The organism is Hymenobacter sp. HD11105 (assembly GCF_054051685.1).
Genome location: NZ_JBSWBR010000011.1, coordinates 28,789 through 52,182, shown reverse-complemented (window position 1 = coordinate 52,182; position 23,394 = coordinate 28,789). Strand labels below are relative to the sequence as shown.

Here is a 23,394-nt window from a genome sequence, read left to right as displayed (position 1 = left end):
CCAGAAAGAGAACCTCGAAATGAGGGCTCCGCACTTATCTTCTTCTGCCCTGGGGGCAAAATGGGAGTTGGCACCTTGTTTTACTCAGGTTGCCAAGACGTCACAGGGCCCAGTCCCTCGGTCTTTCTGGATAAGTAGCTCAGCAAAGATACAGTATGATGACGAAAAAAGTGCAACGTGTAACCCCACCCATTAGCCATGGCTTCATTCAAGCATAAAGCTTAGGGAAAGGGAGGGAAACAGCTTTCAAAATTAGAGCTAGAAAACTAGAGAGCTAGTTCCCCTCCTCAGCTGAGCAGGGGCTAGGGGTGGTTGACAATCGTTGCACAGTTAAGTAGAACTAGCTATAGCTGATGTTCGGTCGCTCCGGCCAACCACTCCTAACCCCTCCTCAGCTGAGGAGGGGAACTAGCTCTCTAGCCTTCTAGCCTTCTAGCTGACTACTATGGGCTGTATAACTTCTACAGCGCCTTCTTTCGCTCGGCCTGAAATTTCTTCAACTGTGGATCAATCTGCTTTTTATCACCCACCACCACAATGGTCATCTCATCAGGACGGACATATTTTTTGGCCGCATCCTGCACCTCTTTCGGAGTAATGGCGTGAATCTCTTTTACTTGATTTGTGAGGTAGGTGTCGGGGAGACCATGCAGATCGAGGAAATTAAGCTGGCCGATAATGCCAGCCGGCGTAGAGTTGCGCAGCACAAACAGGCCGGCTTCGTAGTTTTTGATGCCTTCCAGTTCGGCTTCCGTCGGCGCTTCTTTTTGCAAACGCTCAATCTCGTAGACGATTTCCTTGAGTGAGTTGCCCGTGTGCTCGGTGGTTACGTCGGCTACTTCGGTCCACTCACCCACGCGGTAGCGAGCATTTATGCTGCTGGAAGGAGAATACGTATAGCCTTTGTTCTCCCGAATATTACTGGTAATGCGCGAGCCAAAAGAGCCCCCCAATAAGGAGTTCATCACGCGCAGGCGCATGTAGTCGGGGTGCGTGGGGTCTATCACGGGTAGGCCAATGACTAGCGTAGACTGCGGCGCACCGGGCCGATCCTGTACCATCAAGTCAGTTTTAGTAATGGGCTTGGCAATGGCAATGCGCGGGGCGGGGCCTTTCGTCCAGTTGCTTAGCGAAGAGGTAACAGCTTCGCGCATAGCCTTCTCATCAAACTTGCCAGCAGCGTATACTGCCGTGCGCTGAGCACCAAATTGCTTGGTGTAAAAATCGCGCACCTGCTCGGGGCCATAGGCATTTACTTCGGCATCAGTCGGAATGTCGCGGCCGTAGGGGTGCCCTTTGTACATGGCCATGGCAAACTTGGTGCGAGCCTGGGTACCGGGTTGGGAGCGGGACAGGTTGTTCTCGCGCTTAAAGTCATTCTTGATGCGCTCAATCTCGGTAGGCGGAAAGGCGGGGTTCTGAACCACATCGGCCATTAGCCGCACGAGCTCCGGTCCGTATTCCGACAGCACCGAGCCAGTGATAAACGTTTGGTTGGGCCCCACAGATACGCTGAGCGAGCCCCCCATCCGAGCGGCTTTTTCCGAAATCTCCTTGGCCGAGAGTGTCGTGGTGCCTTCCCGCATCAGGCGGCCAACGATGTCGGCCAGGCCGTTTTCGTTGGCCGCTTCGTGCACGTTGCCGACTTGCACAACCATGCTCACCGTCACTTTCGGAATTTCACCGTAGGGCACCAGTGTGGCTTGCAAGCCATTGTCGAGAGTAAATTCCGTTTTGGCAGGTAATGTGAAGTCGCGGGGCGTGCCGCCGGCGGGAGGTGTTTGTTTTTGGGCAAAGGCCGGCGCGCTGAGGGCGCATGCGGCGCTTAGTAAGCCGATAACTATATTTTTCATGAGTAAGTCTTTGGGATTTGGAGCGAAGTGCTAACCTGGGCTTAGTAAGTGTTGGAAAAAGCCCCCCAGCGTTCTGAAAGTGCGGACTACACAGCCCGCGCTGCGTGGGAGGGCAGAGGTGCAGCTAGCTCTTAGCCAGTGGGTTCACCGTGAGAATGGTCCGGTTGGTGGTCCGCAGATACTCACGCAGCGTCTTCTGCATCAGCTCCGGCGTTACTTTCCGAAACTCGCTTTCCAGTTGGTTGATACGCTTGGGGTCATTCTCAAACAGTGCGAAGCTGGCCAGCAAATCAGCTTTGCCGAAGCCATACAGTTGGCTTATCTGATCATACAGGTCGGAGCGCATCTTCACGATGGCCAGATCCAGCAGCTCTTGACTTACGCCTTCTTTGTCGAGTCGCTGAATTTCACGGTCCAGCACGGCCACCACCGAGTCGGCCGAGACGTTTTTGTCATACACCAAGCTGCCATCCCAGAGCATAGGGCCGTTATAATTGAACATGTTGCCCAGACTCGAGTTGATGCCTCCACTGACTGAGCCCGTGTAGCCGCGCTCCTGCACCAACGCTTGATATAGCCGACTGTCGTTGCCCTGGAGCAGAATCTGGTCGAGCAGGCCCATGGCGTAGTACTCCGGCGTGTTCTTGTCGGGCATGTGGTAGGCAAAGGCGAGGGCTGGTTTGGTGGCTAGCTTGTCATCTTTGCTGAAGCGCTGCTCCTTCTCCTGACGAGGCTCGCTGAGGTCTACTTTGGGCGGTGGCGTACCCTGCGGAATATCCTTGAAGTATTTCTCAATCCAAGCCATTGCCTCTTTAGGATCGAAGTCGCCCACTACGACCAGCACGGCGTTGTTGGGGGCGTAATAGGTCTTGAAGAAAGATTGTACATCCTCCAGGTTGGCTGCGTCGAGGTCTTTCAGGTCGCCGTAGAAGTTGTGGGCGTTGTGCCAGTTTTTGTTGGCATACTGGGGCATATCCAACCACGGAAAGCCGCCATAAGGTTGGTTGAGCACGTTTACCTTCACCTCATTCTTCACCACGCCCTGCTGGTTAGTGAGGTTTTCCTGGGTGATGTTGAGGCCGCGCATACGGTCGGCTTCGGCCCAGAGCATGGTTTCGAGCTTGTGGGCGGGCACGATTTCGAAGTAGTTGGTGAAATCGAAGCGGGTGGAGCCGTTCAGGATGCCGCCGTTTTTCTGCACCACCTGGATGAACTCCATCTTGCCCAGGTTTTGGGAGCCCTGGAACATCATGTGCTCAAACAAGTGGGCAAAGCCGGTGCGGTTGCGGGGCTCGATGCGGAAGCCGATGTTGTAATAAGCCGCAATGGTAGCAACGGGCGCCGTTTTGTCGGGCGAGAGCACCACTTTCAGGCCGTTGTCGAGGGTGTAATAGTCTACCGGAACCTGGTAGGTCGCGACTTGGGTGGCCTGCGTAGTTTGCGCTTGGGGGGCATTTTGGCCGCTTGCCACACCCGAGGTTGTTTTCTGACTACAGGAATTTAGGGTCAAAAAGCCCCCCAAACCCAATAGTAGACTTGGGAGAAGACGTCTTGATGAAAGCATAAGTAGTGGAGGCTTGAAGGTGGGAAAATTTAGGTTTTGATCTATTAAGAAACTGTACCATTCTGCTAAAAGATGGTATTCTTAATCGAACCGTTGCTTTCCCGTTCAGCTACACTTCTACCTTCAAGGTAGCTAGTTGCTTGGTTGCTACAAACAACTCCCTGTGTGGCACAATCGTGATTTGGCCGTACTCCTGCAGCAATTGTCGATAAGCTTCTTCCACTTGGCGTGGTTACGGTCAAGGTCATAAAGGCCGAAGGCGATTACGGTGCCACCCTTGCGCGTCCAACCGTATTTTAAAAGGTCGTCATGCAGGGCGAAGCATCATGCGTGTTTAGTTGCTGCACTAACTCACCAAACCCGAATCTCATGCTGAGCTTGCCAAAGCATCTCTACCGATTGTTATAATCCAAGGTATTGCAATGAAGCGGGTGAGATGCTTCGACAAGCTAAGCATGACGGCTCTTTGTGTTGTTTTGATAATCAACTAAACAACGAGCAAACCAGCCGTGCCTGCGGCACGGCGTCCCCGCCTCAGCTGAGGCGGGAAGTGCTGTTCAGGTATCTCTTCTTTGCTCGCTTTCTAAAAACTTATCGGCGGTGCGTAGGCTCAGGGCCATAATGGTGAGAGTCGGGTTGACGCTTAAGGCACTTGGGAATACCGAGTTATCGCAGATGTAGAGATTGGGCACGTCGAAGGCGCGGCCATCGGCATTTACCACGGCATCGTCGCCGGAGAGGCCCATGCGGGCGGTGCCGATGACGTGTGTCGAGCGGGGGAAACTCCAGATATCGGAGGCACCGGCCGTTTCCCAAATGCGGCGCATGAGCTGCTCGGCGTGGCGATTCATGCGGATTTCGTTTTCGTGGTAAGTGAAGTGCAATCGAGGCTTGGGCAGGCCGCGCGCGTCTTTTTCCTCGGCCAGCTCCAGGAAGTTATCCTCGTGGGGCAAACAATCGCCCAGGATGTTGATGCCAGCAATGTGGTTGTACTGACGCATGTAGTCGCGCAATTTTGCTCCCCAGAACTTCCGCTCCCGCACTACTTGGCTGGCAAACGTAACGGGCATCATACCAACGCTTTGTAATAAGTAGCCGCCCGCAAAGTCGGCATCCGCCGGGCGGTGGGTGTCCTCGGAAATTAGCCCCCCAGGAATGCCCTTATAGGGTCGGATATCTTCTGGGAAGGTGCCCCACACTTGCACGCCGAGATGTGCCATAAAGTTGCGCCCAACATGACCGCTGCTCATGGCTAAGTCATTAAGTAGTAGTAGTCGAGGTGTTTCAATAGCGCCGGCGCAGATAAACAAATGGCGGCAACGCTGGCGCTCGGTGATGCCGTTGTGCTCATACACCACGCCCGTTACGCGGCCCTGCTCGTCTCGCTCAATCTCAGTTACGAAGCAATTGGGGCGAATTTCGGCACCATGCGCTACGGCCAGGGGCAGAAACGTGACGTCCATGCTGGCTTTAGCGCCGGTGCTACAACCGGCTTGGCAGAAGCCGCGGTTGGTGCAGGCCTCGCGCCAACCTACACCCTCTTGGTAGTAGCGCGCCGATAAGGCTGCGTTGGCCGCCGGCGAAGTTTGAATACCAAGTTGCTGACAGGCTCGCTCCATAAGCTGGGCAGCACCATTGAGCGGGAGTGGAGCCAGCGGGTAGCCGCGGCGTCGCTTAGGACCCCAGGGATAAGGCGTTGGGCCCGAAATGCCTAAAAACTGCTCTAGTTCTTCATAATACGGCTCCAACTCCTCGTAGCCAAAAGGCCAATCAACGCCCACGCCGAAGTCGCGGTGCAGGTGCAAATCATCGGGCTGGGCGCGAGGCGTGTGGGCCATATAAAGCAAGGTGGAGCCGCCAACACCGGTGCCGGAGTTGTTTTTGCCGAAGGCGACAGGGTCTTTGCCCGCCGACAACCGCTCATCGGTCCAGTATAGAAATTCCTGAGCTTTTTCATCGGTGGCAAAATCCGTTTTGGGGTCGTGCCAGGGGCCGGCTTCCAGCGCTACCACCTTCAGGCCCGCCATAGCCAGGCGCGCCAATAAGGGCGCACCACCAGCGCCGGTGCCGATGACAAGACAGTCTACCTCATCAGTAGGCAGCGGGATTTCGGCGGGCTGAGGCTCAGGCTCAAGAACTGACTCCTGAATAATCTGCCGCAACAGCGGGTCCTGCACTTCCTGCTTAAGCGGATTCAGAACGCTTTCTTCTATAATTTCTTCGTCAGGCATACAAGGCAGGTAGGAGCTCGGCAGAGCGTGCTCAAGCGAAGTTGAATAGGTGAGTGGCGATTAAACAGCCACAATGACAAATCGAGCTAAGCTGCATCATTGAGTCGGCTCGGGTGCTAGTGGCTCCGGCTCGCGGGGCTCCAACTCGTTCAGGCCCAACCGGGTCCAACCGGGTGCGTCGGCCATGCCTACATAGCCGATTTCCTCCTGCGCCAACGGATGAGCATAGTAGTACTCCGTTAGCTCGGCCAGCATTTCTTCAAAGAATCGGCCGGCTGGTACTATTTGCCAAGCTTCGCCGGGTGCTTTTTCTTCTTGTACCAACTGAAGAACCGAAGCCTGATCGTCAGAATTGAGTGCACGGAACTCTTGCTGAAAAAGAGCTTGTGCAGCTTGATTAATGCCCCCCAGTCCCAGCCGATAGGCCTCACGGTCGGGCGGCATAGTGTCGTAGCGCCAGCCATCGCTACGGCCTTCGGCGAGGCGCAGGTCGATGCTGGGGGCCAACTCGATGGGCTCGTGCCGGTCGAGCTGCGGGATAAGACAAGCAGCCACGGCGCGCAGCAAATCATACGTAGCAGGCTCCAGAAATTGAGGCTCGTAGGGCGGCGCATGGAGGCGGGCCAGAAGGGCGGCGCGGGTAGCTTCAGTGACCAGTTCAGTTTCTAACAGGGCACGCACTGTGCCGTCCGGATAGCGGGGAAAAGTCATGGCGAAAGTAGCTAGTGAAGGGAAGCTGCAAGTAGTAACTGCTTGAAATTTACAACTTCCCGTTGCGATTAGTATTTTACGCCGGCCTCCGCTGCTGTCTTACTGTTGACTTAGCCGTAGGGTTGCTAGATAACTTGCCTTCCGTCACGTGGGGTGCTCAATAGACGCAGGAGTGGCTTCGGCAGCGGACGTTTCGGTGGGGCAGAGGCTTACTTGGCAGCCATTAAAAAGCGAAGTAATATTGATGAGCTTCTTGTTTACGCAGAACTTAGATTGGGGTAAAGGCTAGTGGTTTTCGGCGTGTTTAAATAACTCATAGCCGTCCGTCATGCTAACAATCCGCATGACGGTCAGAGAAAGCATAAATGCTCCTGCTCTTAACACACAAAACCCCGCTCTGGACAGCTCCGAGGCGGGGTTTTATTCTTTATAAACAGAAACGGCTAAGCCGCTTTGTTAGGCATTAATAATTCACGATATCCTGCTTGGGCGAAGCTTCTGTAGCTTCTGCCAACTCCAAGGAAGGGTAGTCGATGTAGCCTTCGTCGCCGCCGCCGTAGAACGTGGCTTGGTCAGGGGTGTTGAGGGCTGCTCCCTGCTCGAAGCGCTCCACCAGGTCGGGGTTGGCGATAAACGGTACACCGAAGGCAATGAGGTCAGCTTCGTTGTTTTCCAGCGCGGCTTCGGCGGTTTCCTGAGTGTAGCCGCCATTGAGAATAAATGGACCGTTGAAAATCTTGCGCAGGTGCGGACCTACCGGCTCCTGACCATTTTTGGCCGCCATGGAGTGGCCGGGCAAGGCCTCAATGACATGCAGGTATGCCAGGCCAAACTTGTTGAGCTGCTCGGTTACGTAGCTAAACGTGCTCAGGCGGTCGGAGTCGGAAATGCCCCCTACGTTGCCGGTGGGCGATAAACGAATGCCTACGCGGTCAGCCCCGAAAACGTCAGCAGTGGCTTGCACTACTTGCAGCACGAAGCGGGCGCGGTTTTCTACGCTGCCGCCATACTCGTCGGTGCGCTGGTTAGTGCCATCCTGAATGAACTGGTCGAGCAGGTAGCCATTGGCACCGTGAATTTCTACGCCATCGAAGCCCGCATCCTTCGCGTTCTGAGCTGCTTTACGGAAGTCGTTAACGACGTCGGCAATTTCGCTTACCTCCAAGGCACGCGGGGCCGGGATTTCTTCCATGCCGTTGGCTGTGTAGGCCTTTACATCGGTAGGCTTTACACTGGAAGGGGCCACCGGCAACTCGCCGTTGTGAAAGAAGGGGTGCGAAATGCGGCCTACATGCCACAATTGGATGAAAATACGCCCGCCTTCAGCGTGCACCGCATCAGTTACTTTTTTCCAGCCCGCTACTTGGGCTTCGGAGTAGATACCAGGCGTAAAAACATAGCCTACGCCCTGCTGCGACACCTGCGAGCCTTCGGAAATGATGAGGCCCGCCGAGGCGCGCTGCCGGTAGTATTCTACCGTGGAGTTGGTGGGTACGTTGCCGTCGTTATTGGCGCGGCTGCGCGTCATGGGCGCCATCACGAGGCGGTTGGGCAAAGAGAGAGCGCCCATTTGGAAGGGCGTGAAAAGCTGCTTGGTTGAGGATGACATACAGATACTAATTGATTAACTAAAAATGGATTGAGCTGGAAAGGGCAGCTGATCCGCTGTAGCGGCCGGACGTCGACTGCGTTGAGCCAAACCACTCGGCCGCTGGGAATGTTGGCCCGCTGCTCCGTTGCTATCGTGCTTGCCTAGGCCAACACGAATGCCATACTTGACGTTGTAAAGGTGCCGGCAATAGGATACATTTGTCAAGTAGGTACCGGAAAGTAATGCAGGTACCTTTTTAATACTGATGTTGATAATCAAGTTATTAAAATGAAGGGCTCCACAAAGAATCCTCCGATCTGCGCTATTACGGCGGCGCTCGATGTGCTGGGGGGCAAATGGAAAGTATTTATTCTCTCTCATCTCACGCAGCACGAAACGCTGCGCTTCGGGGAGTTAAAACGGCTTATTCCGAAGGTGACCCAAAAGATGTTGGCTCAGCAACTGCGTGAATTAGAGGAGGCCGGCCTCATTGATAGACGGGTATATGCTCAGGTGCCGCCCAAAGTGGAGTATCGCCTCACTACCCACGGTCAGACGCTGTGCCCCGTGCTCCGGTCCCTGCGTACGTGGGGCGACTTGCACCGAGAGAAGCTAGGCGCAGCCGAGGCTGATTGCTCGGAAGTAGCTGCCGAAGCAGTCGTAACAGCTGGATAAAAACGGCTGTGGAGGTCACCGCTCTGTTGGCTGGGGCATTTTGACCGCTTTACGGAGCATTTGCGTAAGCAGGCTGTATAATTCTCCGCGCTGCTTATGCCTTTGCCTGCCTCCTCCGCTTCCACTACGCTCACGTTTGTTTGTCTGCATTATTGGGCTGGCTCGGGGCGCGAGTGGAGTGCAGTAGCCGCCGAGCTAACACCCGAGTATACCTGCCTCGCACCGGACTTAGGCGGTTTTGGCGCGGCCCAGGCCCCAGGTGGCGGCTATTCGTTAAGCGCTTACGCCGACTCCGTGAGCGACTATATTACCGAGCAGGGCCTGAGCAATTATGTACTGGTGGGGCATAGCATGGGGGGCAAAATTGCAATGGCTCTGGCGGCTCAGCAGCCAGCCGGCCTGCGCGGGATTGCGCTGCTGTCGCCCTCGCCGCCGTCGGCTGAGCCCATGACGGACGAGGAGCGCACCGCATCCTTGCACGCCTACGGCAACCCCGAGGCTGCCGCCCGCACACTAGCCCATATCGCGGTTCGTCCGCTTTCGGATGAAGTGCGAAAGCAGGTCATCGAAGACAATTTGCGCACTACCCGCGCGGCTTGGGAAGCCTGGCTGCTACACGGGAGTCGCGAGAGTATTCTGGCCCACATGCCGCTACTCACGGTGCCGGCCGTGGTAATAGCCGGCGACGCCGACGCGGTGATGTCACCCTCTCTGCACGGCCTGGAAACGCTCCCACATTTGCCCCCCGACACACCCCTAGAGATTATCGGTGGCGCCGGGCACTTATTGCCACTGGAGGCTCCGCAAGAAGTAGCAGTGCTGCTGCGGGAGTTTGCAGAGTCACTGGAGCGTTAAGCTCAAAACAAGCTTATAAATAACACCTCAAACTTTGCTCAAAGGCGGTCATGCAGAGTGCCGCGAAGCATCTCACTCGGGGTCGTGAGATTAGTAATCCTGCGTCAGCACGCAAGATGCTTCGCGGCGCTCTGCATGACCGCCTGTCGTTAGGTGCTTATTAGTCTTTTACTGCAGCTTATTTCACGGCTTTAAGGCCAAATCTGCCTTTACCCGCGGGTTTTGCTCATCGGGCTTTTTCAGAAAGATTAATTCATTCAGTTCGCCCTTGCGCCAGGTTTCGATCATGTCATCGTAGTAAGCAGAGCCAGGGTTGCCACTTTGGCCGCCGGGAAATACACCATACGCCTTCACCTGCGGGCCCAGCGCTACCACCATGCGCCAGGAAGGCCCGTTGCGCTCCGAAATGGCGTTTACGATTGCCGCCCCGCCACCTACTTCCAGATCCATGCGGCCGAAGCCTTTAAGCTGGGCCAGGTGAAGAATGTCGGTGCTTTTTTGGTTGGCCCAGCGCCAGGCCGGGCCCTGGGGGCCAAATTTGCGCTCCAGCGAATCTGTGGCAAACTGGAAGGAAGCTTGCACGAGCTGGGGCAACGTTTCGCGCTTGGGCGTGCGCCGGTCGTCTATCCAGCGGCTGGTATCTTGGGTGAGGAGCAGGTTGTTGGTCCGGTCGCGGGGAGGGTAGCGCATTTCTAGGCCGGTAGCGGCGGCGCTAAAGTCATCATCCCAGAGGCGCTTTACCAGATTATTATACCACAAGTCGAACACGCTAGGCCCAATGGCGTCGGCTTCGTAGAAATAATTCCAGCGGCGCATGGTTTCGTAAGTGCTGCGCTGGGCTGCCGAGAGTTGCTGCGGGGCCACCAAAGCCAGCAGGCGTGGCAGCATAAGCTGGGCGTTCAGGTTCAGGTTGTCAAGCTGCAACAAGCGCAGGCTGTCGGGCGTGGCGCCCTGCATGGCGCTCAGGCGCTCGTTGATGCGGTGGCCGCGCTCCCAAGTTGCAAACGACCAACCCAAGTAATACGGGTAATCCGGGCCGGCCGGAAACTGATTTGCCGAGCTGACGAAGCCGCGCGCAGGGTTGTGCACGTGGGGGTTGTGAGTGGCCGGAATCCAGCCTTGCCAATCATAGGCTGGGTTGGTGCCATCGAGAATAAACTTGCCCTGATCAGTCCATTTCAGCGGAAACTTGCCGTTGGGCCAAATGGCTACATCGTTTTGGGCGCTGGCAAAGATGAAATTTTGAGCCGGGGCCGCGTAGTGCTGCAGGGCGGCAGTATAGTCGGCGTAGCTTTGGGCGCGGTTCAGGCCATAAAACGTCTTTACTTCGTTGCCGCCTTCGTGGGCAGTCCAGCGCAGGGCGTGGCGAATGGGCGTTTGTTTGTTAAAAACCTTTTCGTCTTGGTCGTACACCACGGGGCCGTGGTGGGTGTAGAGTACCGTGTCGAGACGGTCGGGGCGGCCGCGTATTTTGATGCGCTCCACCACCCGGCGTACTGGTTTCCAGCGGCCATCGTGCCAGTATTCGCGCTTGGTGTTGTCCTTAAATTTAAGCTGATACCAGTCGAGCACGTCGGCGCCAACGTTGGTCACTCCCCAGGCTATTTGTTGGTTGAAGCCGATAATTACCAGCGGGGAACCCGGAATGGTCACGCCATACACGTTCACGCCCGGCGCTGTCAGTTGAATCTGATACCAAATGCTGGGCAGGTTAAGCTGCAAGTGAGGGTCATTAGCTAAAATTGGAAAGCCCGAGGCCGACTTAGCGCCGCTCACGGCAAAGTTGTTGGAACCCAAATCAGCGTCCGGCTCCCGCGCCGGCACCTTATCCGACAATGCTGCCAAAAACGCCGGTGGCGTGGCAGGCACCGGCACCGGCTTAAAATCCTGAGGAGCACCTACGGGCACGATGGGATCTTCGCGGCTGGGGTAGCTGGGGAAAAGGTTGTTGATGATGCTGGGGCCGTACTTGTTCAGAGCGTTGGACAGGCGTAGGTCATCGGAGCGGCCGCTCAGGTCCCAGGCCATCAGCTTGAGCAGCAGGGCACACTTCAGCGGCTGCCAGGTTTCGGGTTTGTAGTCCAGCAGCTTGTACTCGAAGGGCAGTGTTTTGTCGGATAAGGAATATATATAAGCATTCACTCCCGCCGAATACGCCTCTAGCACGGTGCGCGTAGTTGGGTCAGCCATCACGACTTTCAAAGACTTCTGCGCCCCAAACGGCAAGCCCATGCGCCGCTGAAACCGGTCGTACTCCAGCGCTTTATCCCCGACTACCTCCGAAATGCGGCCGGCGGCTACGTGGGTTTGAAATTCCATCTGCCAGAGCCGGTCGCGGGCGGTGAGGTAGCCTTGGGCTAAGTAGAGGTCGTGGTCGTTCTGGGCAAAGACGTGGGGCACGCGCTTATCATCAAAGCGCACTTGCACAGGCGCCTTTAAGCCGGGCAATGTTAGCTGCTGCTGAGGGGCTTGGGCATCGGAGGCTTCAGCGTTTTGCCAGAAGCCAACGAACGGACTCAGGAACTTGCCAAAAGGAGGTAAATCGCCCTGCTTACTGTTGAGCACCCACGTAAGCGTAACACTGACGAGCAGGGCCAGCAAAGCTTTTATCCAGGCCATGGAAAGAGCAGTAGAAGTTAGACACGAAAATGCCCCCAGCAGGTGGGCACCAGTCCCAAGGTAGGGCCACACACCAACAAAACAAGGCCTGCTTAGATGTGGGCTGCTGGTCGGGTTGCAAATTTGCCCCCCAGCTGCCGCAAAGAACCTCCACGGGCCGCGAAAACGAAAATGGGTGCCTTGCTTAGATAGTCTGCGGAGCGTGCCAGGCCATGGGAATATCCGCCTCAAAGTGTCCAGGAACCGTGGAGACGCGGCCTCGCAGGCGACCCTCTTGCTGAAAGCCCAGCTTTTCATAGAGGGCAATGGCGCGCTGGTTGCTCTCACGCACCAGCAGTTCTACGCGCCGAATGTGCGGAAACTGCTGAGCGGTGATAGTTAGCAAAGTTGTAAATAACCGATGCCCCAGCTTCTGGCCTTGGTGCGCCGGATGAACAGCTACGGTCAACTCGCCAAACACGTGCGCAAAGATGTGTAGGCCGCTGGAATACGCATGAATCTCGCCGACTAGCCCAGCATCATTGGGGTGTTCAACAACCAGGGCTACACCCGCAGTCAGGCTGCGGGTAAGAAAAGTTTGCACGTACTCGGCGGTGATTTCGGCGGGCTGCCGGGCCAAGCCCCCGCCTTGCTCGGCCACAGCGCGGTAGAGCTGCTCGATAGCAGGAGTATCAGCAAGGCTGGCAGGCCGAATGATATAGTCCAGCATAAGCGTCAAGCAAAGAAATTACTGCAAACCAGAAAAGGTAGAGCCAGCCTTTACAAGACCGACTACTACCTTTTTCAAGCAAAATTGAGTGAAATATGGGCTTAACGGCCGGCAGTTGCCACAGTGGCCGGCGGCGCTACAGGTACCTGAATCTGGCGCACCAAGCCGGTGATGCCGTGCTGCTTAAGCTGACGACGCACGGCCTCGGCGGCTTTCCAGTTGTCGAAATGACCTACTACCACGCGGTTCAGCGGCTTGCCGTTGATAGTTTCCGGCGTCATCGTCACCGTAAGCTGGCTATTGGTCGCCTTGATTTTGGTGAGCTGATTCTGGGCGTTAGCGATGGTACCGAAAGTGCCCGTTTGCACCACGAAAGCAGCTACCGAGGCTGGCAGGGTAGCTGGCACCGTATTGTCGGCGGTAGCGACCTCAGGCATTTCGGGGTCGATAGTGTCGTTGAGCAGCTCGGCCAGATCTACGGGGGAGTCGGTAGGGCCAACGGGCGTTGTGTCAGGCACAATTTCGGCCACTACCGATATGGCGCCTTGCTGCACGATACCCAGCGGGCGGGCCGCTATTTCGGATAAATCAAGAATGCGCTCGTGGCGGAAAGGCCCGCGGTCGGTGATGCGCACGACAACCGATTTGCCGTTTTGGGGGTTTGTAACGCGTAAGCGGGTGTTGAAGGGAAGCGTCTTGTGAGCGGCCGTGTACTTGGTGCGGTCGAAACGCTCGCCGCTGCTGGTGCGCATGCCCTGATGCTCGCGGCCGTACCAAGAGGCCTGGCCTCTTAGTACTGATGTTTTCTTACGTGCGGTAGTTGAAGAAGCTTTTTCGTCGTCGCTGAGCCGGCTGGCGTGGGCTAGTTGGGGGAAGGCTAAAGGCAAGGATAGAAGCAGAGCAAACAGCCAACCGGCAAGAGGCAATCGTGGGGTACAAATCACACTTTTAGTCAATTGGTAAACAGCCAAAACTAGAGCGCCACTTTTTAAGAGGATGTCGATTCCACCGGCGGTAGCTATTACCAAGTATAATAAATTATATTTTTCGGATAAAACTTGCACTAAAATAATTGTACTCAATTAGGCGAAATGCCCTTTTGTATTTCCTAATGGCACCCTTTGTATTATTAAAAGAAGGCTCTCAGGGCGTAAAAAGAATAAGATTATCCGCCGAGTACAAAATTATGTCATTGGGCATTTTGCCCTCTTCAAAACCTGGTTGCAAAAGTCCCGATATTTTGTTACTGGAATAACCCACTTTAAGCGTGCGGTTTTGCCGTACTTTGCCCCATGGATTTTGGCCGCCTTTCCGACCTGCGCGGCGTGGATTTCACGCTCCCCCCCGACCACCCCGACACGGCTCTTTTGCTGGGTCGGGCGCAGGCTTCTGCGCCGTCCCAGCCGGCCGTATATGTGGGCTGCCCCATCTGGACCAATAAGGCGTGGCTGGGCTCCTACTTTCCGGCCGGCATCAAGGATGCGGACTACCTGTACCACTACGCCCGGCAGTTCAACAGCATTGAGCTAAATACCACGCACTACCGCATTCCGGATGCGCCCACTGTGCGCAAGTGGCGCGATGCCGTGCCAGCGGGCTTCAAGTTTTGCCCCAAAATGCCGCAGAGCATCACGCACGAGCGGGAGCTTTACAACGCCGACGAACTGACGACGAGTTTTTGCCGGGCCATTAGTGGGCTGGAAGACCGTCTTGGCCACGCGTTTCTACAATTGCCCCCCACATTCGGGCCCGAGCACCTGCGCCGCCTGGAGCGCTACCTGCTCGACTTTCCCAACTACGTGCCCCTGGCCGTGGAGCTGCGCCACCCGCGCTGGTTTACAGATATTGGGCTGCGCGATACGGTCTTTGCTTTGTTTGAGGCCTTGAATAAAACCCTGGTCATTACCGACGTAGCCGGCCGCCGCGACGTGCTTCATCAGCGCCTGACCACCCCCGTGGCTTTTATTCGCTTCAACGGCCACGGCCTCGGCAACAGCGACTATCGCCGCGCCGATGCCTGGGCTGAGCGCCTCGCTGGTTGGCTCAGCGCCGGCCTGCACACGGCCTACATCTTTATTCATCAGAAAGACATCATGCACTCGCCCATCTGGACGCAGTACTTTCTGGAGAAGCTGCGCACCCTCACGGGCCTCGAAATTGCTCCCCCGAAGATTATCGTGCAGCCGGTACAGGGAAGCTTATTTTAACTAACTGGTGCACTAGCTGTTGAAAAAATCCGGCTGAGTCATCCCTTCACCCCGACCAGAGGACAACGAAAGCCGTATCTTGCTACACGCCATTATCGGCGCTTATCGTCCTTCTTGCTTCGGTATGAAATCATTGGCTTCTTTACACTTAGCCATAGGGCTAATTTTTTCTTTTGGATTAACAGCTGCGCTTGCGCAAACGGTTAGCGTAGCGCCCGAATCTCACTGCCTGATGCTGCCCCTCGACCCCACTAAGCGGGTTCAGGCGGCCGAGCTGGTAGTGGAAGGGGAGGTGCTGGATGCCCGCGGCTTTTGGGATGCCAATCATAAGCGTATCTACACGGCACATAGAGTGCGTGTTTATAAAGTGTTTAAGGGCAATGCCGCCGCCGAGCTTACGGTTATTACAGAGGGCGGCACCGTAGACTTAAAGCGCCAGGAGCTGACGAATACGTTGCGGCTGTTTCCTGGTGAGCAGGGCGTATTATTCCTGTCGCCAGTTGGTTTTAAAGGCGTAGAAGCCGCTGGTCCAGCCTGGGCCGTATATGCCAGCGAACAAGGCTTTATTCGCTACGACTTAACTACCGCCACGGCTACGGAGCCTTTTCATCAATACGCAGCTATAAATCAGAGCTTTTATAGCGAACTCCAGCTAGGCCAGTCAACCCGCGAAGTGGCTGCTAATTCGGCTTTATCGGCAGCTTTGGCCCAGCGTGCGCGCCCGGCCGTAGCGGCCAAAGGCACGGCTCCTATTATTTCCGGCTTATCGCCCCTTAGTATTACGGCGGGCACCGGGGTAGTGCTCACCATCACCGGTACGGGCTTTGGGGCTGTGCGCGGTACGGGCTTCGTTTCTTTTCCTAATGCTGATGATGGAGGCAAAACCAGAACCCGAGCCAAGACTTCCGACTACGTAAGCTGGACCGACACGCGCATTCAGGTGCGTGTACCTTCCAACGGCACCGTGCCTAGCCTGCCCAGCAGCAGCGACCCAGAGCGAAGCGCCCCCGCCGGCACGGGCCCTGTACGCGTGACCACCACCGAGCAGCTAGAGGGCGTAAGTGGGGTGGCACTGACGGTATTATACGCCGTGAGTAATGTGGAAACAGAGGGCAGCGGCGAAATTGTGCGGCCCGGCCACATCAACCAGAATGGCAAGGGCGGCTATACGCTCCGCTTCTCGTCGAGTCTAGCTAGCAACGCCCCCGCCGTAGCCGCCTTTCAGCGGGCCATGGCTACCTGGCGCTGCCAATCGGGCATGAACTGGGAAATAGGTGCTACCAGCACCAAGCGCGGCGCTGAGGAAGACAACGAAAACGTAATTGGCTTCGACTTTGGCACCGGCGACTCCCAGCTACCCGAGCTCGTGCTGGGCCGCACGACCAGCTACTACGAAGGCTGCCGCTTGGGCAATAACGGCCGGGTCTTTTTCTGGGTATCGGAAATTGATATGCAGCTGGATACCGAAACTGCCTGGCAATATGGTACGGCAAACCCGTCGGCTTCGCAGATCGATTTTGAGTCGGTGGTAGTGCACGAGCTGGGCCACGCTCAGCAGCTTTCCCACGTGATTCTGCCCGCGGCCGTTATGCATTATTCCGTAGCGCGCGGGCAGCAAAGCCGGCAGATAAATCCGGTGAGCGATGTAGCCGGGGGGCGTTTTTTGCTGCGCACCCGCAGCTTTGTACCTCCGGGCTGCGGTTCGGTCACGCCCCTGCTGCCGGCGCCACTTACCAGCGTAACGGCCAACGCCCTAGCTGGCATCGGCAACCAAGTAAATTGGAGCACGCAAGATGAATGCTTCCTACGCGAATTTGTGATAGAGCGGGCCGTTGATACCACGGCCTGGCAGCCCCTAGCTACGGTACCGCAAGGAAGCACGGCGGGGCAGTATACCTACATTGATACCTCACCCCTGCCAGGCCGGTCGTTTTACCGTCTGCGGGTGCGCCGCCCTGACAACAGCCTAGACAACACCCAGCCCATCGCCGTCACGACGCTGGCAGGCGGCCCGGCGGAGGAAGGGCTTCAGCTTTTTCCAAATCCTTTGGCTTCAGGGCCAGGCAATTTTCTGTTCATAGGTGCCGCTACTGGTCAGCTTACCCTGGATATCTTTGACGCCGTAGGGCGCAAGCGGCGCTCCATACAAGCTAATTACCGCTCAGGGGTCCCGTTTCTAGTAGATCTAGCTGATTTGCGGTCGGGGTGGTACGTGGTGCGCTGGAGCGATCAAACGGGCAAATCTGGCAAACTGCAATTTGTGCGCTCCCTCGAATAAGCGCCTTCTTAGTTTAAGTAAAAAAGCCCCCCGCGCTTCGTTCTACAGCAGCGCGGGGGGCTTTTTTCTTAAAATACAAGGGCTATCGTGCCTGGGCCCAAGCGCACATTGCTAAGCAGCGGATATAAGCGCTTACTGGCGTGGCCGTGGTGGGCAGCGTACATCAGCCCATCAAATACGAGCAAAAAGCCTCCCTGAAGTAGTATTGATTGGCCATAGCCACGCAGGCGCTGCTGTTGGCGCTCCGTAGTTCGGGTTCGGGCCCGCTCTTTCAGATAAAGGCCCCCCACCACGTACGCCACATCGAGGCCCGTATTGAATAGGTAAATGTTTTCGGTGCGAAGTTGGAGCCGCGTGGTTTCGGCCCGATTCAGGGGTGCCTCCTCGCGGCGCGCACTTCGAAGCGACACTCCCGCCAACGCCGCATTGATAACTCCCCAGCCTACATTCATTTGGTGGAAGTACTTCTCGGAACCCGACGTAGCGAAGTAGCGCGCCCCACTCGCGCCAATATTACCCACGGCCCATGCGCCGAGCACACGCATGCCACGCTGGTCCAAGGTTTTGCGCTCAGCATTGAAAGTAGACAGCGGCGCATTCTGCTGGGGGGCATTTTGCGCCGCTGATAGTAAGGGCAGGCAGGCAAGAACAGCAAACAGACTGCAAAAACGCATAAGCACGAAGCGCCCTGAGCGCCAGTTAGTTGCTCAATAAGACACGCGCTGTGGCATTTGTTTGAAGCCCGCTAGCTGCTACCGCTCCAGGAGCATAGCGCCGTAGGAGTAGCCACCACCAAAAACGGTGATAACAACCCGCTCGCCCGGCTGCAGGCGCGGATGATAATCGGCCAAGGCAATGGCGGCACCTGCGCACCCCGTATTGCCTAGCTCCTGAATATTAGAAACGGCGCGCTCGGCGGGCAAGCCCAGTGCCTGCACCACGTTCTTGGTGATGCGCAGGTTAGCTTGGTGCGGAATGAGGTAGTTTACGTCGTTTACCTCCAGCTCATTGCGCTCCAATACTTGGCTGGTCACGCGGGCCATGTACTGACAGGCATGGGTGAATACATCGCGGCCGTGGGGCATAACGATGCCTTTCTCAACGGGCTTGAGGGTGACGGCCGTGTCGGCTTTGCCGATCTGGCCGGCACCACCCGTTATCAGGTCTACCATGCGCAGGTCGGTGTCGGCGAGGCGCTCCTTGCTGATAATCAGCGCGGCGGCCCCATCGCCCCACAAGTGGCCGGCTACGGTGTCTTCCTCGTTATTGTAGGCTGTGTTGTGCTCTGATACTACTACCAAAGCGCGGGTAGCCTTATTCATGGCAAAATAGCCTTCCACAATCTCAATGGCATTGAGCAAGGACGAGCAAGCCGACGAAATGCTCACCACCGGAATATCGGCCACGTCCAGCTCGCGCTGTACGGCGTGAGCAATGGTATAGATAGTATCGTGGGGGGTATAGGTGGCGCCCACAATGAGGTCGATGCTGTCGGTGGGTACCTTGGGAGAAGCTTCCAGCACCTGCCGGGCTACCAGAGTAGCCATCGTATTCGTGTTTTCTCCAGGGCCGGCCTTACGGCGCTCCCGGATACCAGTACGCTCAATAATCCAGTCGTGGGAAAGGCCGTTTAGACGGGTAAAATGCTCGTTGGTAATAACCTTGGTGGGCACATACGCCGCTACCTGATGAATGTACACGGGTGGAATGGGGCTGAATGAGGGCAGAGAATGAGGCTGCAAGTTACGGCGCTGCTAGAGAAAGCGCTACCAAATGGCAGGTTGCCCCGTACTTTGTGCCCTCATTTAACGTTCAAACAGCCTCCTGAAGCTGGAGTTCAACTGCAATAGTTACAAGATTATGATATTTAACACCTTCCTGCGCCTCACTTTTACGGCTTTGCTGACGCTATTAGCACTCGGAGCCACGGCCCAGAAATACCGCACCGCCGCCGGCGTGCGTATTGGCCGCGACAATTTCGGTGTGACGGTGCAGCAAAAAGTGTTTGAAAGAACCACGCTGGAGGGTATTGGCCTGGTTGGTACCCGCGAGGTAAGCGCCACGCTGCTAGCCGAGCAGCACTTTGGTTTGCTAGGCAAAAGCCTGAACTATTACCTCGGCGCGGGCGCCCACGTTGGAGTTCAGAAGAATGATGGCGGCTTCGGCGGTGTTGACGCCATTGCGGGCGTGGAGTACAAAATTGCCTTCGTGCCGGTGGTGCTTTCGCTGGATGTGAAGCCCAGCGTAGAAATCAGCAACAGCGACGATTGGTTTCGGTTTCCGGCCGCTTTGTCGGTGCGCTATATTCTGATTAAAGACAAAAAAGAGGGCTTCCTAAATAATGTCTTTGGTGACGGCAATGACCGCGACGACCGACGCCGTCAGCGGGAAAAGGAGCAGAAGAAGCGCGACCGCGACAAAAAAGACGCGCCGCGCCGAGGGTTGTTCGATTTTTAAGTACTCGGCGCCTGGCGCGCAGGTCGCTACAGAATAAACACGCTGATTAGCGCCGTTATCACCATCGCTACTCCCAATATCAAGCCGTAAACCACCATCATCAGGAGCACTTTGGCCAAGGTCTTCTGCCTCGATTGCTTGAAGTTGTTGCGTAGCGCCAGGTAGAAATACGCAGCGGGCAAGAAGAAAATCACTGGCTCAAACCAATCAGCAATTTTCAGGTACCCAAGCAGGATGTTCACGATAAAGAGCACAAACACGAAGCTGTGGAAGTGGATGGAGAAGATGAGGTGGGAGAGATAATACTGCCGCTGCCTTCTGTAAAGGCCCTTTAAGAGCAAAGCAAACAGCGGCATCAGCACAAACATGACGATGGGTAAGGTTTTGAGCCACTTACTTGTTATTTCATTGGGGCTGGCATTGAGCGACTTTACCGTTTGGCGCAGTGCCAGGCGCCGCATGGTGGTAGGCTCTACGCCCCGGCTACGAATGGCCGAATCTAGCCGGGCTGGGCTGGGGTCTTGGCTGAGATAAAGCAGCTCGGCTTGGCTGAATTTTAAGTTGAAGTAAGAGGTAAGAGGGCTAGAGCCAGAATCGGCTACGTACACTTCAAACTTGGAGGATTGCGCGCTAGCAGTGCGGATAGAATCGGCTATCTGCTGCACCGCTTTCTGCTCCAGCAGCTTCTTGGTCGGCTCCTTAGATATGGGCCCCATGCTTAGCGAGAGCAGAAAGAAAAAGATAAAGCTCAGAAAAACATACAGCCGGATGGGCGGCACATAGGGCATGCGCTTGCCTTCCAGAAACTGTTTGGTGAGCTCGCCAGGCTTGAACAGCAGGAGCTTGGCAGTGCGAAACACTTTGCCATCGAAGTGAAACAAGCCCTCCAGCGTTTCTTCCACCACATGCCCAATCGAGAGGCTCAGTTCATGGTTTTGCTGGCCGCAGCGCGGGCAAAATTCATTGGGTCGGTCGGTGGGAAAGGTGTAATGGCAGTTGGCGCAGGCGGGAAGTTTAGTAGCAGTGTGAGCCATAATGTGAGCGGTAGAGAATCAGGCCGCGAGCTGAGTAATTTAAGGCACAAGTAAGTGCTTTTAGAGTAGCTCTCTAGTAGGGCGCACCACAGATTTCCGCAAACTCAAAAAAGCCCCCCAGACAGACTCGGGGGGGCTTTTTTAGGAATCTCTTGTCAAAAATAAAGCTAGCTGCTGCGTACGCGGCCGCTGCCGGCCGTGGAAGCATTGATTTGGGGCTTGCCGGTCACATACACATTGCCGGAGCCGGCTAGGCTTGCGTCGAGGGTTTTGGTGACTTCTATGCGGCAGTTGCCCGAGCCGCTAATGCTCACGCGGCAGGTTTCGCTCCGAAAACCAGGCGCATCTACCTGCCCCGAGCCACTAATATTCACGTCGTGGTGGGCGCTGTTGCCCGTCATGGAAATATTGCCAGAGCCTGAAACCGACGAATTCAGCTTGTCAGCCTGCACGCGGTTTAGCTTGAGGCGCCCCGAGCCGCTCACCGATAAGTTGAGATTGCCGCCCCGGATAGGATCAGCGGCCGACATCGAGCCGGAGCCGCTTACGCCCAGGGCCTCAATGTTAGGCATGGTAACGTACACGGTAACTGGCTTTTTGAAGTTATACGACGACCAGCTCATACCCATGCCTTTCTTCTCCTGTTTGGCGCCCACGCGTAGCTTACCGTTGGTGACAGTGGTTTCCACGTGCGATAAATCTTCCGGATCGGCTTCTACTTCCACCTTTTGGGGGCTGCCCTGGCGGAGTACGACGTTAAACGAGCCCGCGAGGTTGAGCTGCGTGAAGGTTGGCACATCACGCGCCTCCCGCTCAGCCGCATCGAGGCGAAAAGCCGACAGTACAAATAGCAGGGCCAGCAGGGGAAAGCAGAACAAGTAGGATGTTTTCATGGTAGACAAGTCAGCTTAGAAGTGAAAGTTAAGACAGTACCCATAAGATGAAGAACTTACACCAACCGTTGCCTCCCACCCGAAGTAAGTAGATGCGCCGTAGCGGCTGCTGCCGTAGGCGAAGCATGCAGTACCGCCGCTTTGAGCTTAAAAAAGCCCCCCAGAGCCATGCTGGGAGACTTTTTTAAGCTCAAAGAAACCTAGGCCAAATAAAAGAATTCGATCAGCACTGCCCGCCTTCTCGTTGCAGATAGCCGTGGCCCCACTGCGTCAGAGAGTCGAGCAGGGGCTGGATGCGCTGGCCTTGCTGGGTGAGCTGGTACTCAACTTTGGGAGGCACCTGCTGATAAACCATGCGGGTAAGGATACCATCCAGCTCTAGCTCACGCAACTCCTGAATCAGCATCTTCTCGGTGATTTCAGGAATGGCGCGGCGCAGCTCTCCGTAGCGCCTCGGGCCGTGCAGCAGGTAGGACAGAATAAGGAGCTTCCATTTGCCCCCCAGCACGTTCATGGTCGTGCGCACGGGACACATGTTCAGCGTGTTGGGCGGTGCCGTTCCTTGCCACTCTGCTTCGGCTTGCTGCTGTTTTGTTATCTTAGACATGAAGTTTTGCGTCTGATTATCAGTATTACTAACTTAATAGTGTGCACCCTACTTTTTGGTAGGTACTTGCTAAAAGCGAAGTTACTAAGTTGTTTTGATAACACGAAGAGAGCTGTCTTCAACTGAAATCAAAAGCAGACTATAAACCCCATAAAACGAATTCATCATGGCTACCTCAAAACACATCGTCGTGACGGGCGCTACCGGCAACATTGGCTCCCGCCTAGTGCATCACTTGCTCGAGCGCGGACACCGCGTAACGGCTATAGGCCGGTCCGCCGACAAGCTTCAGCCATTGCAAACGGCTGGCGCCACCACCCAAACCGGTGATCTGGCCGATACAGCATTCCTGACCGAAGCACTGCGCACGGCCGATGCCGCCTTCCTCATGATTCCGCCCAACATGCAGGCCCCCGATTTTATGGCTTATCAGGCGCAGGTAGGAGAAAGCATTGCCCAGGCCGTGCGTGCCGCGGGCTTGAAGCAGGCGGTGCACTTGAGCAGCATCGGCGCCGATTTGCCGGCCGGCACAGGCCCTGTGGTGGGCCTGCATCACCAGGAAGCCCGTCTCAATGCCATTGAAGGCCTGCACGTGGTACATCTGCGCCCGGCTTATTTCATGGAAAACCTGCTGGCTAATCTGCCCCTGATTCAGCACATGGGCATTACCGGCTCGGCCATGCGCCCCGATCTAAGCTTCCCCATGATTGCCACTCAGGACATCGCGGCCCGCGCTGCCGAGGCCTTCGACGCCGACCTGCCCAACCATTCCGCCCACCTGCTGCTCGGCCCGCGCAACTACACCATGACCGAGGCTATCCGCGCCATTAGTGAGGCCATTGGCAAGCCGGAACTGCCCTACGTGCCATTCTCCTACGAAGACGCCAAAAAAGGCATGCTTCAGGGCGGTCTTTCCGAAAGCATGGCCAACCTCTACGAGGAAATGACCCGCAACATGAACGAGGAGAAGGTAATGGTGCAGGAGCCGCGCACGCCTCAAAACACCACACCCACCACGTTGGAGGAGTTTGCTCAGCAAGTGTTCGCGCCTATCTACCAACACGTGAGTAGCGCTCAGCCCGTAGCCTAAATCGCGCAGCTTGGTTCAGA

General features: G+C 56.1%; 19 protein-coding genes and 1 riboswitch. Of the genes, 6 read left to right on the top strand and 13 right to left on the bottom strand.

Annotated elements, in window-relative coordinates:
* Positions 1-31 precede the first annotated feature (31 nt).
* A riboswitch (SAM riboswitch) is annotated at positions 32-137 on the bottom strand.
* 324 nt (positions 138-461) lie between these two features.
* The 5 genes from ACW9KT_RS20740 to ACW9KT_RS20720 form a co-directional block, all read right to left on the bottom strand.
* The gene (locus tag ACW9KT_RS20740) at positions 462-1,853 is read right to left on the bottom strand and encodes a M16 family metallopeptidase (RefSeq protein WP_457083999.1); all 1,392 of its coding nucleotides are present in this window, start codon (positions 1,851-1,853) and stop codon (positions 462-464) included.
* Between the two features lie 124 nt (positions 1,854-1,977).
* Complete coding sequence (locus ACW9KT_RS20735) at positions 1,978-3,324, bottom strand: M16 family metallopeptidase (RefSeq protein ID WP_457083997.1); 1,347 nt, start codon at positions 3,322-3,324, stop codon at positions 1,978-1,980.
* A gap of 650 nt (positions 3,325-3,974) precedes the next feature.
* A complete protein-coding gene (locus ACW9KT_RS20730; RefSeq protein WP_457083995.1) occupies positions 3,975-5,648 on the bottom strand; it encodes a GMC family oxidoreductase in 1,674 nt (557 codons plus the stop codon).
* Positions 5,649-5,744: 96 nt separating this feature from the next.
* Positions 5,745-6,359, bottom strand: a complete 615-nt coding sequence (locus tag ACW9KT_RS20725) for a gluconate 2-dehydrogenase subunit 3 family protein (RefSeq protein WP_457083993.1) — start codon at positions 6,357-6,359, stop codon at positions 5,745-5,747.
* A gap of 463 nt (positions 6,360-6,822) precedes the next feature.
* Positions 6,823-7,968 (bottom strand): alkene reductase, encoded by a 1,146-nt coding sequence (locus ACW9KT_RS20720; RefSeq protein WP_457083991.1) that lies wholly within the window; start codon positions 7,966-7,968, stop codon positions 6,823-6,825.
* A 270-nt stretch (positions 7,969-8,238) separates the two neighbouring features.
* Between ACW9KT_RS20720 and ACW9KT_RS20715 the strand changes: the two genes are divergently transcribed.
* Together ACW9KT_RS20715 and ACW9KT_RS20710 are read left to right on the top strand one after the other, a co-directional pair.
* Positions 8,239-8,625: a winged helix-turn-helix transcriptional regulator gene (locus ACW9KT_RS20715; protein ID WP_457083989.1), complete on the top strand. Its 387-nt coding sequence runs from the start codon at positions 8,239-8,241 to the stop codon at positions 8,623-8,625.
* Between the two features lie 96 nt (positions 8,626-8,721).
* A complete protein-coding gene (locus ACW9KT_RS20710) occupies positions 8,722-9,480 on the top strand; it encodes an alpha/beta fold hydrolase (RefSeq protein WP_457083987.1) in 759 nt (252 codons plus the stop codon).
* A gap of 183 nt (positions 9,481-9,663) precedes the next feature.
* Here ACW9KT_RS20710 and ACW9KT_RS20705 read toward each other — a convergent pair whose 3' ends face one another.
* The 3 genes from ACW9KT_RS20705 to ACW9KT_RS20695 all read right to left on the bottom strand — a co-directional run bounded on the left by ACW9KT_RS20705 (position 9,664) and on the right by ACW9KT_RS20695 (position 13,695).
* Complete coding sequence (locus ACW9KT_RS20705) at positions 9,664-12,099, bottom strand: penicillin acylase family protein (RefSeq protein WP_457083985.1); 2,436 nt, start codon at positions 12,097-12,099, stop codon at positions 9,664-9,666.
* A gap of 184 nt (positions 12,100-12,283) precedes the next feature.
* Positions 12,284-12,808, bottom strand: a complete 525-nt coding sequence (locus ACW9KT_RS20700; protein ID WP_457083983.1) for an N-acetyltransferase family protein — start codon at positions 12,806-12,808, stop codon at positions 12,284-12,286.
* Between the two features lie 101 nt (positions 12,809-12,909).
* Positions 12,910-13,695 carry a septal ring lytic transglycosylase RlpA family protein gene (locus tag ACW9KT_RS20695; protein WP_457083981.1) on the bottom strand — a complete coding sequence of 262 codons (786 nt, stop codon included), beginning with the start codon at positions 13,693-13,695 and terminating at the stop codon, positions 12,910-12,912.
* Positions 13,696-14,100: 405 nt separating this feature from the next.
* Between ACW9KT_RS20695 and ACW9KT_RS20690 the strand changes: the two genes are divergently transcribed.
* Positions 14,101-15,015: a DUF72 domain-containing protein gene (locus ACW9KT_RS20690; RefSeq protein ID WP_457083979.1), complete on the top strand. Its 915-nt coding sequence runs from the start codon at positions 14,101-14,103 to the stop codon at positions 15,013-15,015.
* Between the two features lie 232 nt (positions 15,016-15,247).
* The gene (locus ACW9KT_RS20685) at positions 15,248-17,293 is read left to right on the top strand and encodes a matrixin family metalloprotease (RefSeq protein WP_457083977.1); all 2,046 of its coding nucleotides are present in this window, start codon (positions 15,248-15,250) and stop codon (positions 17,291-17,293) included.
* 68 nt (positions 17,294-17,361) lie between these two features.
* Here ACW9KT_RS20685 and ACW9KT_RS20680 read toward each other — a convergent pair whose 3' ends face one another.
* Both ACW9KT_RS20680 and ACW9KT_RS20675 read right to left on the bottom strand, forming a co-directional pair.
* Positions 17,362-17,967: a DUF6992 family protein gene (locus ACW9KT_RS20680; protein ID WP_457083975.1), complete on the bottom strand. Its 606-nt coding sequence runs from the start codon at positions 17,965-17,967 to the stop codon at positions 17,362-17,364.
* A gap of 78 nt (positions 17,968-18,045) precedes the next feature.
* A complete protein-coding gene (locus ACW9KT_RS20675) occupies positions 18,046-18,993 on the bottom strand; it encodes a 3-oxoacyl-ACP synthase III family protein (RefSeq protein ID WP_457084129.1) in 948 nt (315 codons plus the stop codon).
* Positions 18,994-19,153: 160 nt separating this feature from the next.
* On the opposite strand from ACW9KT_RS20675, the gene ACW9KT_RS20670 reads away from it, so the two are divergent.
* Positions 19,154-19,750: a hypothetical protein gene (locus ACW9KT_RS20670; RefSeq protein WP_457083973.1), complete on the top strand. Its 597-nt coding sequence runs from the start codon at positions 19,154-19,156 to the stop codon at positions 19,748-19,750.
* Positions 19,751-19,776: 26 nt separating this feature from the next.
* On the opposite strand, the gene ACW9KT_RS20665 is transcribed toward ACW9KT_RS20670, so the two are convergent.
* The 3 genes from ACW9KT_RS20665 to ACW9KT_RS20655 form a co-directional block, all read right to left on the bottom strand.
* Positions 19,777-20,784 carry a DUF3667 domain-containing protein gene (locus tag ACW9KT_RS20665; protein WP_457083971.1) on the bottom strand — a complete coding sequence of 336 codons (1,008 nt, stop codon included), beginning with the start codon at positions 20,782-20,784 and terminating at the stop codon, positions 19,777-19,779.
* A 167-nt stretch (positions 20,785-20,951) separates the two neighbouring features.
* Positions 20,952-21,677, bottom strand: coding sequence for a head GIN domain-containing protein (locus ACW9KT_RS20660; RefSeq protein WP_457083969.1), 726 nt, complete (start codon positions 21,675-21,677; stop codon positions 20,952-20,954).
* 223 nt (positions 21,678-21,900) lie between these two features.
* Positions 21,901-22,284, bottom strand: coding sequence for a winged helix-turn-helix transcriptional regulator (locus ACW9KT_RS20655; RefSeq protein ID WP_457083967.1), 384 nt, complete (start codon positions 22,282-22,284; stop codon positions 21,901-21,903).
* A 166-nt stretch (positions 22,285-22,450) separates the two neighbouring features.
* On the opposite strand from ACW9KT_RS20655, the gene ACW9KT_RS20650 reads away from it, so the two are divergent.
* On the top strand, positions 22,451-23,374 hold the full coding sequence (locus ACW9KT_RS20650) for an SDR family NAD(P)-dependent oxidoreductase (protein WP_457083965.1): 924 nt from the start codon (positions 22,451-22,453) through the stop codon (positions 23,372-23,374).
* Positions 23,375-23,394: the final 20 nt, after the last annotated feature.

Bases quoted from the DNA above. Each gene is read 5' to 3' on its own strand.
- ACW9KT_RS20685 (WP_457083977.1), top strand. From the start codon at position 15,248: ATGCTGCCCCTCGACCCCACTAAGCGGGTTCAGGCGGCCGAGCTGGTA.
- ACW9KT_RS20720 (WP_457083991.1), bottom strand. From the start codon at position 7,968: ATGTCATCCTCAACCAAGCAGCTTTTCACGCCCTTCCAAATGGGCGCT.
- ACW9KT_RS20725 (WP_457083993.1), bottom strand. From the start codon at position 6,359: ATGACTTTTCCCCGCTATCCGGACGGCACAGTGCGTGCCCTGTTAGAA.
- ACW9KT_RS20715 (WP_457083989.1), top strand. From the start codon at position 8,239: ATGAAGGGCTCCACAAAGAATCCTCCGATCTGCGCTATTACGGCGGCG.
- ACW9KT_RS20730 (WP_457083995.1), bottom strand. From the start codon at position 5,648: ATGCCTGACGAAGAAATTATAGAAGAAAGCGTTCTGAATCCGCTTAAG.
- ACW9KT_RS20660 (WP_457083969.1), bottom strand. From the start codon at position 21,677: ATGAAAACATCCTACTTGTTCTGCTTTCCCCTGCTGGCCCTGCTATTT.
- ACW9KT_RS20655 (WP_457083967.1), bottom strand. From the start codon at position 22,284: ATGTCTAAGATAACAAAACAGCAGCAAGCCGAAGCAGAGTGGCAAGGA.
- ACW9KT_RS20670 (WP_457083973.1), top strand. From the start codon at position 19,154: ATGATATTTAACACCTTCCTGCGCCTCACTTTTACGGCTTTGCTGACG.
- ACW9KT_RS20710 (WP_457083987.1), top strand. From the start codon at position 8,722: ATGCCTTTGCCTGCCTCCTCCGCTTCCACTACGCTCACGTTTGTTTGT.
- ACW9KT_RS20705 (WP_457083985.1), bottom strand. From the start codon at position 12,099: ATGGCCTGGATAAAAGCTTTGCTGGCCCTGCTCGTCAGTGTTACGCTT.
- ACW9KT_RS20700 (WP_457083983.1), bottom strand. From the start codon at position 12,808: ATGCTGGACTATATCATTCGGCCTGCCAGCCTTGCTGATACTCCTGCT.
- ACW9KT_RS20690 (WP_457083979.1), top strand. From the start codon at position 14,101: ATGGATTTTGGCCGCCTTTCCGACCTGCGCGGCGTGGATTTCACGCTC.
- ACW9KT_RS20650 (WP_457083965.1), top strand. From the start codon at position 22,451: ATGGCTACCTCAAAACACATCGTCGTGACGGGCGCTACCGGCAACATT.
- ACW9KT_RS20740 (WP_457083999.1), bottom strand. From the start codon at position 1,853: ATGAAAAATATAGTTATCGGCTTACTAAGCGCCGCATGCGCCCTCAGC.
- ACW9KT_RS20665 (WP_457083971.1), bottom strand. From the start codon at position 20,784: ATGGCTCACACTGCTACTAAACTTCCCGCCTGCGCCAACTGCCATTAC.
- ACW9KT_RS20680 (WP_457083975.1), bottom strand. From the start codon at position 17,967: ATGCGTTTTTGCAGTCTGTTTGCTGTTCTTGCCTGCCTGCCCTTACTA.